General features: G+C 68.4%; 9 protein-coding genes. All 9 read left to right on the forward strand.

Annotation, left to right across the window (positions count from 1 at the left end):
* Positions 1-92: 92 nt before the first annotated feature.
* Positions 93-875, forward strand: a complete 783-nt coding sequence (locus ACFPPA_RS15480) for a DsbC family protein (protein WP_377321504.1) — start codon at positions 93-95, stop codon at positions 873-875.
* A 94-nt stretch (positions 876-969) separates the two neighbouring features.
* Complete coding sequence (gene purL / locus ACFPPA_RS15485; protein ID WP_377321506.1) at positions 970-4848, forward strand: phosphoribosylformylglycinamidine synthase; 3879 nt, start codon at positions 970-972, stop codon at positions 4846-4848.
* 47 nt (positions 4849-4895) lie between these two features.
* Positions 4896-5624, forward strand: a complete 729-nt coding sequence (locus ACFPPA_RS15490) for a hypothetical protein (RefSeq protein WP_377321508.1) — start codon at positions 4896-4898, stop codon at positions 5622-5624.
* Positions 5625-5719: 95 nt separating this feature from the next.
* On the forward strand, positions 5720-6607 hold the full coding sequence (locus tag ACFPPA_RS15495) for a glycosyltransferase (RefSeq protein WP_377321510.1): 888 nt from the start codon (positions 5720-5722) through the stop codon (positions 6605-6607).
* Complete coding sequence (locus ACFPPA_RS15500) at positions 6604-7509, forward strand: DMT family transporter (protein ID WP_377321511.1); 906 nt, start codon at positions 6604-6606, stop codon at positions 7507-7509. The genes ACFPPA_RS15495 and ACFPPA_RS15500 overlap by 4 nt, the downstream gene beginning before the upstream one ends.
* A 219-nt stretch (positions 7510-7728) precedes the next feature.
* Positions 7729-8901: a beta-aspartyl-peptidase gene (gene iadA, locus ACFPPA_RS15505; protein WP_377321513.1), complete on the forward strand. Its 1173-nt coding sequence runs from the start codon at positions 7729-7731 to the stop codon at positions 8899-8901.
* A gap of 61 nt (positions 8902-8962) precedes the next feature.
* Entirely contained in the window at positions 8963-9838 is an 876-nt protein-coding gene (locus ACFPPA_RS15510; RefSeq protein WP_377321515.1) for a cyanophycinase, read from the forward strand.
* Between the two features lie 42 nt (positions 9839-9880).
* Complete coding sequence (cphA, locus tag ACFPPA_RS15515) at positions 9881-12676, forward strand: cyanophycin synthetase (protein ID WP_377321517.1); 2796 nt, start codon at positions 9881-9883, stop codon at positions 12674-12676.
* A gap of 5 nt (positions 12677-12681) precedes the next feature.
* Complete coding sequence (locus ACFPPA_RS15520) at positions 12682-14454, forward strand: Mur ligase family protein (RefSeq protein WP_377321518.1); 1773 nt, start codon at positions 12682-12684, stop codon at positions 14452-14454.
* Positions 14455-14457: the final 3 nt, after the last annotated feature.

The following is a 14457-nucleotide window of genomic DNA, read 5'->3' on the forward strand; positions in this document are numbered from 1 at the left end:
CGAGGAACGTTCAGGCAGCTGTGCCAGAATGCGATGCTGCCATCCGCCGTTTGCGTGCGGATCGGATTGGATCGGATCGCATGAGGTTGCTGATGTCGAAGAAACTGTGGCTTGTGCTGTGCATGGTCGGGCTTTCATGGAATGCCCCGGCGACCGAAAATGCAGCGGCGGCAGGGGCCGGTCCGGGGATTACGCCCGCGGCCGAGCGGATGGTGCGGCAGGCGATCCACGACCTGTCGGCGACGGCCCAGGTCGATTCGATCCAGCCGGCACCGATCCCGGGCTTCTACCAGGTGATCGCCTCCGGCCAGATGCTGTACGTCAGCACCGATGGCAAGTACATGATGCATGGCGATCTGATCGACCTGAGCCGGCACCAGAATGTCGGCGACGAGGCCTGGTCGCGCTTCCGTCGGGAGGAGCTGGCCAAGGTGCCGCTGTCGGAGCGTATCGTGTATGCGCCGGCGCACCCGAAATACACGGTGACCGTATTCACCGACGTCAACTGCGGCTTCTGCCGCGCGCTGCATGAGCAGATGGCGGCCTTCAACAAGGCCGGTATCGCGGTGGAATACCTGGCATGGCCCCGCGAGGGCGTGCTGACCACCTCGGGGCGGCCCACCCCGACTTATACCGAGATGGTTTCGGTATGGTGCGCCAGGGATCGCAAGGCCGCCTTCACCGCGGCCAAGGAAGGACATGTCCCGCCGGCGATCAGTTGCGCCAACCCGGTCAAGGACCAGTTCGACCTCGGCGTGAAACTGGGGGTTGACGGGACACCGACGATCATCGCCGCCGACGGCCGGGTGCTGGGCGGTTACGTCACCCCCGGGAAGCTGCTGCAGGCCCTGGAAAAGGGCCGCCAGGCCCGCTGATGACGGCCAGCCGTGCGGCTTTGCGCCGCACGCTTATGCGGTAATGCAGCATCGGTTAGAATAGGCGTTTCCCTCGCACAGCGCCATTCCCCGCATGATCGCACTCGACGGGCAGAGCGCCCTCTCGCTGTTCCGCCTCGAACGCCTCAATGCCCGCCTGGATGCCCTGCATCGTGGCGTGCGCGTGCAGGCCTCGCGGTTCGTGTATTTCATCGACGCCGACGTGGAGCCGGAAGGCGCGCTGCGCCAGCGTCTGCTGGCGGTGCTGGAGGCGAAGGACGCCGCGCCCGAGCCGGCCACGCTGTGGGTGGTGCCGCGGCTGGGCACGATTTCGCCGTGGTCGAGCAAGGCCACCGACATCCTGCATGGTGCCGGTTTCGACGTGCGCCGGGTGGAACGCGGCCTGGCCTGGCAGGTCAGTGGCCTGCCACCGGTCGATGCACCCGACCACGCCGCGATCATGGCGGTGTTGCACGATGCAATGACGCAGTCGGTGCTGTACCGGATCGAGGATGCGCGGGGGCTGTTCCTGGCCGGATCGCCCGGCGATCTGGTCCACGTGAAGCTCGGTGCCGATCCGCAGGGCGCGCTCGCCGAGGCGAATGCGCGACTGGGCCTGGCACTGGCCGAGGACGAGATCGAGTACCTGGTCGCGCGCTACGCCGAGCTCGGTCGGGACCCTACCGACGCCGAACTCTTCATGTTTGCCCAGGCCAACTCCGAGCACTGCCGGCACAAGGTGTTCAACGCCAGCTGGACGGTGGACGGCAAGGAACAGGACATGACCCTGTTCGGCATGATCAAGCACACCCATCAGCAGTCGCCGGCGCATACGCTGTCCGCCTATTCGGACAACGCCGCGGTGATCGAGGGCAGTGTCGGCAAGCGCTTTTTCGCCGATCCGGCCGATGGCGTGTGGCGAGGTCACGAGGAACGGATCGACTACGCGATCAAGGTGGAGACGCACAACCACCCGACCGCGATCGCGCCGTGGCCCGGCGCCGCCACTGGTGCCGGTGGCGAGATCCGCGACGAGGGCGCCACCGGTCGCGGCGGCAAGCCGAAGGCCGGCCTGACCGGCTTCTCGGTATCCGACCTGCGCATTCCCGGTCACCCGCAGCCGTGGGAAGTGGACCGCCCGCTGCCGCCGCGGATGGCCACCGCATTCGAGATCATGCGCGATGGTCCGCTGGGCGCGGCCGCGTTCAACAATGAATTCGGTCGCCCCTGCCTGGGCGGCTATTTCCGCACCTACGAAACCGAGCTGCCCGGCCAGATCGGCTTTCGCCGGGGCTACGACAAGCCGATCATGCTGGCGGGCGGGTTGGCCAACCTGCGCGCCGGCCACGTGCTCAAGCGCGCGGTGCAGCCGGGCAACAAGGTGATCGTGCTGGGCGGCCCGGCCATGCTGATCGGTCTGGGCGGCGGCGCGGCCTCGTCGGTCGCTTCCGGCGCCTCGAGCGAGGAACTCGATTTCGCCTCGGTGCAGCGCGACAACGCCGAGATGGAGCGGCGCTGCCAGGAGGTCATCGATGCCTGCTGCGCGCGCGGCGACAACAATCCGATCGTCAGCGTGCATGACGTCGGCGCCGGCGGGCTGTCCAACGCAATTCCCGAACTGCTCAACGATGCCGGCGTGGGCGGCGTGATCGACCTGTCGAAGATTCCCTGCGACGACCCGTCGCTGTCGCCGATGCAGGTATGGAGCAACGAATCGCAGGAACGCTACGTGCTGGCGATCGGCCCAGAGCAACTGGCCGAGTTCGAGGCGATGTGCCAGCGCGAGCGCTGCCCGTATGCGGTGGTCGGCGATGCCACCGTCGAGCGCCAGCTGGTCCTGACCGATCCGTGCCGCGGGCTGACCGTGATCGACCTGCCGATGGATGTGCTGTTCGGCAAGCCGCCGCGGATGCATCGCGATGCGAAGCGGGTCAAGCCGCGCATCGACCTGGTGCCGGATCTGTCCAGCATCGGCATGGACGAGGCGCTGCTGCGCGTGCTGCGCCTGCCCACCGTGGGCAGCAAGAGCTTCCTGATCACGATCGGCGATCGCACCGTCGGTGGACTCAATCATCGCGATCCGATGGTCGGCCCGTGGCAGGTGCCGGTGGCCGACTGCGCGGTGACCATCGCGGATTTCGACGGCTACGCCGGCGAGGCGATGGCGATGGCCGAGCGCGCACCGGTGGCCTTGCTGAGCAGCGCCGACGCGGCGCGGCTGGCCGTCGGCGAGGCGATCACCAACCTGGCCGCCGCCGCGATTCCCAGCCTGGGCGATATCCGTCTGTCGGCGAACTGGATGGCCGCGGTCAATCATCCGGGCGAGGATGCGGCGCTGTTCGACGCGGTCAAGGCGGTCGGCATGGAGCTGTGCCCGGAACTGGACATCTCGATCCCGGTCGGCAAGGACTCGCTGTCGATGCAGACCGAGTGGCATGACGGCGAGATTCAGCAGCGTACGGTCTCGCCGGTATCGCTGGTGATCACCGGGTTCGCCCGGGTCAGCGACGTGCGCCGCACGCTCACCCCGCAACTGAAGCTGGATCGCGGCAACTCCGACCTGTGGCTGATCGATCTGGGTGGCGGCCGTGACCGGCTGGGCGGCTCCGCGTTGACCCAGGTGTTCAATCGTGGCGGCGGCGTGCCGCCGGACCTGGACGATGCGGGGCGGCTCAAGGCGCTGTTCGAGCTGGTGCAGGAGGCGAATGCGAATGGCCTGTTGCTGGCCTATCACGACCGCTCCGACGGCGGTGTCATCACCACCTTGCTGGAGATGGCGTTCGCCGGCCACTGCGGCCTGGAGATCCGTCTGGACGGCTGGGCCGAGGCGACCTTGCGCGCGCTGTTCAACGAGGAACTCGGCGCGGTGGTGCAGGTGGCCGAGGCCAATCGCGAGGCGTTCGAGGCATTGCTGGTCAACTACGGCCTGGCCAGCATCAGTCACCGCATCGGCCGGCCCAAGGAGAAGCTGGGCATCAAGCTGTTCCTCGGCGACGACACCGTATTCAAGTGGAACTGGAGCACGCTGTTCAAGGCATGGAACGAAACCAGCCACGCGATGCAGCGGCTGCGCGACAATCCGCAAAGCGCCGATGCCGAACTGGAATGGCGTCTGGACGATGCCGACCCGGGGATCACGCCGAAGCTGACGTTCGATCCGGCCGATGACGTCGCCGCGGCCTATATCCGCGCCTCGAACAGTCGCGACAAGCGGCCACGGATCGCGATCCTGCGCGAGCAGGGCGTCAATGGCCAGGTCGAGATGTCGGCCGCGTTCACCCGGGCCGGGTTCGAGGCGGTCGACGTGCACATGTCCGATCTGGCCAGCGGCCGGATCAAGCTCGCCGACTTCCGCGGCTTGGCGGCGTGCGGCGGATTCTCCTACGGCGACGTGCTGGGTGCCGGGCGCGGCTGGGCCACCTCGATCCTGTACAACGACATGCTGCGCGAGCAGTTCGCGGCGTTCTTCGCCGACGAAACGAAGTTCGCGCTGGGCGTGTGCAACGGCTGTCAGATGCTGGCGCAGCTGAAGGAGATCATCCCCGGTGCGCAGCACTGGCCGAAATTCCTGCACAACGCGTCCGAGCAGTACGAGTCGCGACTGGTCACGGTGGAGGTCCTCGATTCGCCGAGCCTGTTCTTCCAGGGCATGGCCGGTTCACGCATCCCGGTGGCGGTGGCGCATGGCGAAGGCCGGGTCAGTTTTCCGCAGGTATGCAGTCCGGCCAAGTCGAACGGCGCGGTGCGCTTCGTCGACAACCGCGGCAAGCCGACCGAAAACTTCCCGCTCAACACCAACGGCTCGCCCGGTGGCCTGGCCGGTTTCACCGCCGCCAACGGTCGCGTCACGATCATGATGCCGCACCCCGAGCGGGTGTTTCGCAGCGTGCAGCTGAGTTGGCATCCGGAGCAGTGGGGCGAGGATTCGCCGTGGATGCGCATGTTCCGCAATGCCCGCGTGTGGTGCGGCTGAACGCCAGCGGCATGATCGGGCACTGAGCAGTGGCCTGGCGCTGGTCATTGTGGAAGACCCTGCTGCCGATGCTGGCCTGGATCGTGTTGCTGGCCGTGCTGCCATGGTGGCTGGGCCTGCCGCTGCTGCTCGCGTCGGCGGCCACGCTATGGCTGGTGCCGCATCGGCTGGCGCCGGAACATGTGATGCTGATCCGGCGCGGGCTGCACTGGGGTCTGCCGGGACTGGCGTTCGCCTTGCAGCGCACGCTGGGTGGCGATGCCTTCGCGTGGGGCGCGGCATTGCTGGCCGTGCTGGCCGGGTACACCCTGCTGGCCGGGCTGGAGGCGTGGCTGGATCGGCATCAGCGACGCACACCGGCGGCGGCATCGGCCGAATGGCCCGAGCTGGCGTTGGCGCCGACCGGACCGACTGCGGAAATCATCGAACTGCAGCCGCCGGGATGGCAGTCGGCCAGCGAAGACATAGCCGATCCGCATGGTGGACACGTGACCTGTCGGGAGGATGGCTGTCACTTCGCCGATGGCCATCGGGTCGACGGCGTCGGCACGCCGCCAGGATTTGCCCAGGTCGGCTTCAGTCCGGGCGGGCGCTGGTTTGCCGCGCGCATGGCCGACGACAGTGTGCTGACGCTGTGGGATCGTCAGCACGATCGTCAACATCGGCTGCGCGGATGGCAGCTGTGCGGCTGGTATCGCGAGCAGCCCTGGTTGATCCGGCGCAACGGCGACATGCCGCTGGCGTTGCCGGCGGTGCTGGGCCGGGATGACGACTGATCGCGGCTTCGCGTCGGGGCCGCGACACGAATCTTTCATGGACTATTTTGCGCCGGGCGGTTTTCCCCGCGCATGTCACCGAGCATACTTGCGCGGTGGATACTTCCCCCTCACATCGCTCCCCGTTTCCGCTGGCGCTCAGTGTGATCGTGGTGTCCGCCGACAGTGGCCCCGCGCTGCGCGATTGCGTGCACGAGGTACTGACCAGCAGTCTGCCGCTGGAGCTGATCCTGTTCGACAACGCCTCGAACGACGGGATGCCTGCCGCCATCGAGCGGGCGCATGAGCACGATACCCGGCTCAAGGTGATTTACAGCCACCGCAACCTGGGGTTTGGCGCGGCGGTGAATCTGGCCACCAAACAGGCGCACGGCCACGACCTGCTGGTACTCAACCCGGACTGCCTGCTGGGTGACGACGAACTGCGCCGGCTGCTGGCCCTGCTCGCCGAACGGCCGAAGGCAGGCTTGATCGGTGCGGTGGTCTGCGACGCCGACGGCCGCCCCGACCCGGCCTCCTGGCGACGCGACCCGCTGCTGCGTCGCTCGCTCAGCAGCCTGTTCGGGGGAAGCGGCGAGAGGGTCAACGTGGAACACGACATTCCTTCCGAGGTGATCGAGGTCGAGGCCGTGTCGGGCGCACTGATGCTGCTGCCGCGCTCGATGTTCCAGCGCCTCGGCGGCTTCGACGAGGATTACTTCCTGCATTGCGAGGATCTGGACATGTGCCGGCGCGTGCGCGACATCGGCTACCAGGTGCTGCTGGCAGGCGATGTCCGCGTGCACCACGGCAAGGGCAGTTCCAGCCGGCATCGACCGGTGTTCGTCAGCCGGCACAAGCATCGCGGCATGTGGCGCTGGTTTCGCAACCATGATCCGGCCGCCGCCAGTCCGCTGCTGTCCGCGCTGGTCTGGCTGGGCATCTGGACGCATTTCCTGTTGCAGATTCCCATCCTGTTGTGGCGGCGGCTGTTGCGCCGATGAGCACATCCCGACGCACTACTGCGCTGGCGACCCTCGGCCTGCTGGCATTGACGGCGGTGTGGGGGTCGACCTTCGTGCTGATCAAGGACGTGATCGGGCGCATGCCGGTGGCGGACTTCCTGGCCGTGCGCTTCGCGATCGCCGCGTTGACGATGCTGGTGCTGTTCGCCCGGCCGGTTTTCCGGATGGGTCGGCAGCAGCTGCTGCACGGCCTGCTGCTCGGGGTGGTCTATGGTGCCGGCCAGTTGCTGCAGACCTGGGGGCTGGCGCTGATCGCGCCCAGCGTCAGCGGTTTCGTCACCGGCATGTATGTGGTGTTCACCCCGATCCTGGCGCTGCTGCTGTTGCGCCAGCGCATGGCCGCGGTGGTGTGGCTGGCCGTTCTGCTGTCCACCGCCGGGCTGGCGTTGCTGTCGCTCAACGGCGTGTCGGTCGACCCCGGCGTGTGGCTCACGCTGGCCTCGGCCGCGCTGTATGCGCTGCACATCGTCGGTCTCGGCCAGTGGTCGCGGCAGGGCGAGGCCTTCGGCATGTCGGCGGTGCAGATGGTGGCGATCGCCGTGGTCTGCCTGCTCGCCACGCTGCCGCATGGCCCGCAGCTGCCACCGGACCGCAGTGCCTGGTTCGCGGTGCTGTACATGGCATTGATTGCCGGTGCCGGCGCGATGCTGGTGCAGACCTGGGCGCAGTCGCACCTGCCGGCGACCCGCACCGCGATCGTGATGACCACCGAGCCGGTGTTCGCCGCGGCCTTCGCCGTGGCGCTGGGCAGCGACGTGCTGAGCTGGCGCATGCTGCTGGGCGGCGGGCTGATCCTGGCCGCGATGTATCTGGTGGAGTTGCTGCCGCCAAAGGGGGGGGCGGTGACGCTGCCGGCGGAGGCGGTGCATCACGAGGTGTGAGGGGGCGGTCGGATCTGGTCGATCACCGCGTCGAAGGACCGGGAATTTTTCCAGTGACGCCTGTGAGTTTGCGTCAATCCTTGATTCAATCACCACGCCGGAGGATGGCGACTACCGCAGGCTGGCCCCAATCAACCTGAGTTTGCGGGCAAACACGGCCCAGCCCTCACCGTGCGCGACGCGCTTGACGCCAACCCGTGGCGTGGTCACGCTTCGTCGATGAATATGCTGCTGTTGCGCAATGCGCTGGTCTACGCGCCCGAGCCGCTCGGTCTCCAACACCTGCTGCTGGGCGGCGGGCGCATTCTGTGGATGGGTGCGGAACTGGCCGATCTGCCCGCCGCGTTGTCGGTGCAGACGATCGATCTGGAAGGGCGTCGGCTGCTGCCGGGCTTCATCGATGCCCACGTGCACGTCACCGGCGGCGGCGGCGAGGCGGGCTTCCGCACGCGGGTGCCGCCGCAGGGGGTGTCGCGCTTCACCCGTGCCGGCATCACCACGGTGGTGGGCCTGCTCGGTACGGACGACGTGGCGCGGGGGCCGCAGGATCTGCTGGCCACGGTGTACGCGCTGCGCGAGGAGGGGCTGAGTGCGCTGGCCTTCACCGGTGGTTATCACGTGCCGCCACGCACGCTGACCGGCACGGTGCGTGGCGATCTGGTGTTCATCGAGGCGCTGATCGGCATCGGCGAGGTGGCGATCAGCGATCACCGCTCCAGCCAGCCGACCCTGGACGAGCTGCTGCGGCTGGCGGCGGACGCGCACGTCGCCGGGTTGATGACCGGCAAGGCCGGCCTGCTGCATCTGCATCTGGGCGATGGCTCGCGCGGGCTGGAACTGGTGCGCCAGGCGCTGGCGCAGAGTGAGCTGCCGCCGCGGGTATTCCATCCGACCCACGTGAACCGGCGCAAGGCGCTGTTCGACGAGGCGCTGGCGCTGGCCGCGCAGGGCTGCACGATCGACCTGACCGCGTTTCCGGTCGAGGACGGCGAGGACGCCTGGAGCGCCGCCGACGCGCTGCTGCGCTACCTGGACAGCGGCGCACCGGCCGGGCGCCTCACGATCAGTTCGGATGCCGGCGGCTGCCTGCCGGTCTTCGATGCCGAGGGTCATGTGTGCCGGATGGGCGTGGGCGAGTCCGGCGCCCTGCTGGAAACCCTGAATGACGTGCTTCGCCGCGGCGTGCCGCTGGAACGGGCGCTGCCCGCCTTCACCAGCAACCCGGCACGCCTGTTGCGGCTGGCGGCCAAGGGCCGGATCCGGGTCGGCGCCGACGCGGATCTGCTCGCGCTCGACGCGGACGGCGCGGCGCATGATGTAATGGCGGGTGGCGTGGTGCACGTCCGCGCCGGCAGGGTCGAACATCGCGGCACGTTCGAGCACGCGCCGTAGATGTTCGATGAGTCAGGATGGATCGCTTGCCAGCGATGATCCGCCGGACGCAGAGAACCCCATGAAACCGAAGAAAGATGAGAACCGGATGAGTCCCAGCAGGGTGGTGGAAGGAGAGCAGCGCGGATGGATCGTGCCGATCGGCGGAGCTGAGGAAAAAGAGAACGATCCACACATTCTCGAGCGCTTCGTGCAACTGTGCGGTGGCAGCAGCGCGAACATCGTGGTGATTCCCACCGCCAGTCAGATGGCCGATACCGGGCCACGCTACGAAACCCTGTTCCGCGGGCTCGGTGTCGGCGAAGTCGATGTGCTCGATTTCGACATGCGCCGCGATACCGAGGAAAAAAGCCGCCTCGAACGGCTCGATCGCGCCAGCGGCATCTTCTTCACCGGCGGCAACCAGCTGCGCCTGTCGACCATGCTCGGCGGTACACCGGTGGCGCAGCGGATCCGTGCGCTGAACGCCCGCGGCGTGCATGTCGGCGGCACCAGCGCCGGTGCCAGCATCCTCAGCGAGCACATGATCGCGTTCGGCAAGGAAGGCCTGTCGCCGACCGCCGGCAGCGTGCGGCTGGCGCCGGGCCTGGGCCTGACCAACCGCTTCATCATCGACCAGCATTTCAGCCAGCGCGACCGACTCGGCCGGCTGATGGCCGCGCTCGCCTACAACCCGTACGCAGTCGGCATCGGCCTGGACGAAGACACCGCGGCCTTCATCCGACCGGACAACACGCTCGAGGTCGTCGGCAGCGGCGCGGTCACCGTGCTGGACGCGGGCAACCTGCAGTTCTCGTCGATGGCCGATGCCGGCGAAGACGGCACGGTGTGCATGCTCGGCATGACCATCCATGTACTGATTGCCGGTGCGACCTTCAACCTGCAGACACGTCACGCCTCTGCGGGCAGCCTGGCCACGGCCAAGCAGACCTCCTGACGCAAGTCTTCCGCCACGCATCACCGATCCAGGGAAATCCTCATGCGCATTCTTGAACGTTCCGTTTTCGTCGGCCCGTCGCTGTATGCGCACTTCCCGGTGATCCGGCTGGAGCTGGACCTGGGCGAGCTGGAGCAGTGGCCCACCGGCAAGCTGGGCGCCGGCTTCGTCGACGGCCTGATCGCCGCGCTGCCGGGCCTGGCCGAGCACGGTTGCTCCTACCGCGAGCCGGGCGGCTTCATCCGGCGCATGCGCGAAGGCGAGGGCACCTGGCTGGGCCACGTGCTGGAGCATGTGGCGATCGAGTTGCAGAACGTGGCGGGCGAGGATGTCACTTTCGGCAAGACCCGCAGTGCGGACAAGCCGGGCGTGTATTCGGTGGTCTACGAGTATGTGCAGAAGGAGGAGGGCATCGCCGCCGGCGAGCTGGCCCTGCGACTGCTGTCCTCGTTGTTGCCGGCCGAACTGCAGCCCCGCGGCAGCGTGCCGGAAGACTGGGAATGGTCGGCTGCACGCGACGAGTTCATCCGCTACGCGCAGCGCCGGGCGCTGGGACCGTCGACCGCCTCGCTGGTGCGCGCGGCCGAACAGCGCGGGATTCCGTGGCTGCGCCTGAACCAGCAGTCGCTGGTGCAGCTGGGTCATGGCAAGTACCAGCAACGCATCCAGGCCACCATCACCGGCAAGACACCGCATATCGCGGTGGAGCTGGCCAGCGACAAGGAGGAGACCAACAAGATCCTCGCCTCGCTCGGCCTGCCGGTACCGAAGCAGGAGCTGGTGCAGAACGAGGAAGGTGCGCTGCGCGCGGCGCGCCGGCTCGGCGTGCCGGTGGTGACCAAGCCGTTCAACGGCAATCACGGTCGCGGCATCTCGATCCACCTGATGAGCGAGGAGGAGATCATTGCCGGCTTCAACGCGGCGCGCGAGCATTCGCGTTCGGTGATCGTGGAGAATTTCCTCAGCGGCGACGACCATCGCCTGCTGGTGGTCAACAACGAGCTGGTCGCCGCGACCCGGCGTACGCCGGGCCATGTGGTCGGCGACGGCGAGCGCACGATCGCGCAGCTGGTCGAGATCGTGAACCAGGATCCGCGTCGTGGCGTCGGTCACGAGAAAGTGCTGACCCGGCTCGAGCTGGATGCACAGGCGCAGATGATGATGGAACGCGTCGGCTACCACGCCGAATCGATCCCGCTGCCCGGCGAGACGGTGTACCTGCGCTCGACCGCGAACCTGTCCACCGGCGGCACCGCGACCGACGTCACCGACATCATCCATCCGGACAACCGCGACATGGCGGTGCGCGCGATCCGTGCGATCGGGCTGGACGTGGGCGGGGTCGACTTCCTCACCACCAATATCGCCGAGAGCTACAAGACGATTGGCGGCGGCATCTGCGAGGTCAACGCCGCGCCCGGCTTCCGCATGCATGTCAGTCCCAGCGAGGGCACGCCCCGCGATGCCGCCGGCCCGGTGATCGACATGCTGTTTCCGCCGGGCACGCCTTCGCACGTGCCGATCGCCGCGTTGACCGGCACCAACGGCAAGACCACCACTGCGCGCATGCTGGCGCACATCACCAAGATGGCCGGCTATACGCCCGGCCTCACCACCACCGACGGCGTCTACATCGACGGCCAGCGCACGGTCGAGGGCGACATGACCGGGCCGGTGTCGGCACGGATGGTGCTGGCCGATCCGCACATCGACATCGCGATACTGGAGACCGCACGGGGCGGGCTGCTGCGCGCCGGCATGGGCGTGCCGTCGGTGAACGTGGGCGCGGTGCTCAACGTGCAATCCGATCACCTGGGCCTGAAGGGCATCGACACGCTGGAGCAGCTGGCCGAGGTCAAGCGCATCGTGGTCGAGGTCGCGACGGACTGCGCGGTGCTCAATGCCGACGACCCGAACGTGCTGAAGATGTCCGGCTACACCGACGCCAAGGTGATCTGCTACGTCACCATGAACCCCTCGCATGCGCTGGTGCGCGAGCATGTGCGCGCCGGTGGCCGTGCCTGCGCGCTGGAGGCGGGCGTCAACGGTTCGATGATCACGCTGTACGACAAGGGCAGCCACATTCCGCTGCTGTGGACGCACCTGATTCCGGCCACGCTGGAGGGGCGCGCGCTGCACAACGTGCAGAACGCGATGGTCGCCGCGGCGATGGCGTTCTCGCTGGGCATCAAGCTGGACGCGATCCGCCAGGGCCTGCGCACGTTCGACACCACGTTCTTCCAGGCGCCGGGACGCATGAACGTGTTCAGCGAGCATCCGTTCAAGGTGCTGTTCGACTACGGCCACAACGCGCATGCGGTGGCGGTGATGGCCGACCTGGCCGGACGCCTGGACGTGACCGGCCGGCGCATCGTGGTGCTGGCCGGTCCGGGCGATCGTCGCGACGAGGATCTGGTCGCGATCGCCGGGGCAGCGGCCGGTCGCTTCGATCATTACATCTGCCGCCGCGACGACGCGCTGCGCGGGCGCGATGGCGACGAGGTGCCGGGCATCCTGGCGCGCGCGCTGCGCGCGGCCGGCGTGCCGGACGAGGCGATCTCGATCATTCCCGATGAACAGCTGGCGGTCGACGCCGCACTGCGGATGGGCCGCAGCGGCGACCTGTTGCTGGTGTTCGCCGATGCGCTGGTGCGCTCGTGGAAGCAGATCATCAAGTTCCGCCCCGACGGTACGCCGGCGGCGCAAGCCGAAGGCGGTGCGGTCGCCGTGCACGTGCCGGTGGCGGAGCCGACGTTCGACGAGGCCAGCTTCGCCGAGCTGGGCGAGCTGGTGCGCGATGAGCGCGGCGTGCGCTTCTCGCGCGAGAGCGACGATTGAGCGCGATGCCGGATTTCATGCCGTTCGGGGATTCGCGCCGGCTGACCGGCGGCAACCTGTATTTCGACGGCGTCGGTGCGGTGCTGGAGACGCAAGGCGCGCTGCCGGACGAGGCTGCGCTGCAGGCCTGGGACGAGGCGGTGCAGCGAGCTTGCGATGCGCTGGGCTGGCCATCGCAGGCCCGCGTGGTGCGGCGACATGCCAGTGGTGCCTCGCTGGCTTTCGTGGCGCCGCTGGATCAGCTGTTCAGCGCCACCGAAGTCAACGAATGGGCGTGGGGCTGCGCGTACGAGGCGCGGCACGGGGCGCTGGCCGCTCGCTGGCATGCGCCGGGCCATCCGGCGCTGTGGGACGAGGCGGCCGCGATGCATACCCTGCGCGCGTTCGCCGCGGCGGAGCGCCGGCCGGCGTTGCTGCCGCTGGTGGGCGCGGCGGAACGGCGCGGCCTGCCCGTGCTGATCGACGACGAGCTGCTTTCGATCGGCGCCGGTGACGGTGCCGCCTGCTGGCCGCTCGCGCAGTTGCCCGCGCCGGAGACGCTGGACTGGCCGGCCCTGCATACGGTACCGGTGGCGCTGGTGACGGGTTCCAACGGCAAGACCACCACCGTGCGACTGCTGGCCGCGATGGCGCAGGCGCATGGCTGGCACGCGGGACACAGCTGCACCGATGGCGTGTTCATCGACGGTCGCGCCATCGAGGGCGGCGATTTTTCCGGGCCGGCCGGCGCACGCGCGGTACTCCGTACGGCGGGCGTGCAGGCAGCGATCCTGGAAACGGCGCGCGGTGGCCTGCTGCGGCGCGGGCTGGCGGTGCAGCGGGCGCAGGTGGCGGTGGTCACCAATGTCAGCGACGATCATTTCGGCGAGTACGGCATCCACGATCTCGCCGGTCTGGCGGCGGTCAAGCTCACCGTGGCGAAGGTGCTCGACGCGTCCGGCCTGCTGGTGCTCAATGCCGACGATGCGCTGCTGGCCGCGCAGGCTGGCGGACTGTCCTGCCCGATCGGCTGGTTCGCGCTCGACGACGAACATCCACGCCTGCAGGCCGCGCGTATCGATGGCGGCGCCACCTGTGCGGTTCACGATGGTCGCCTGCGCCTGTTCATCCGCGGACACGGGCATGATCTTGGCGCGGTGGCCGCGATGCCGCTCAGTTTCGGCGGCAGCGCCCGCTACAACATCGCCAACCTCGCCGCGGCATCGCTGGCCGCCGCCGCGCTCGGCATCGCGGCGCAGACCATCGCGGCGACGCTGGCGCGCTTCGGCCAAACCCATGCCGACAATCCCGGGCGGCTGCAGCACTGGCAGCTCGGTTCGCTGCAGGTCTTCGTCGACTACGCGCACAACCCCGAGGGCTTGCGTGGGCTGCTGCAGGTCGCCACCGGGCAGGGCGCGGGCGGGCGGCTGGGTTTGTTGCTGGGCCAGGCCGGCAATCGTGAGGCGCCGGCGATCCGCGAACTGGCCGCGACCGCCGCGCGCTTCCGGCCGGCCCGGGTGATGTTGAAGGATATCGAGGGCTTCCTGCGCGGTCGCGAGGCGGGCGAAGTGGCCGGCATCCTGCGGGAGTGCCTGCAGGGCGCCGGCATGCCGGGCGATGCGATCGTGGAATGCCTGGATGAGACGACTGCCGCGCGCAGCCTGCTGGTATGGGCACGGGCCGGTGATGTGCTGGTGCTGCCGACCCACGGCGTGACGGCGCGCCAGCAGGTCAGTGCGCTGCTCGATGCCTTGCAGGCGCAGGGCTGGCAGCCCGGCACGCCGCTGCCGTCCGACTGAGGC

This window comes from Rhodanobacter ginsengisoli (assembly GCF_042657065.1).
GTDB lineage: Bacteria > Pseudomonadota > Gammaproteobacteria > Xanthomonadales > Rhodanobacteraceae > Rhodanobacter > Rhodanobacter ginsengisoli.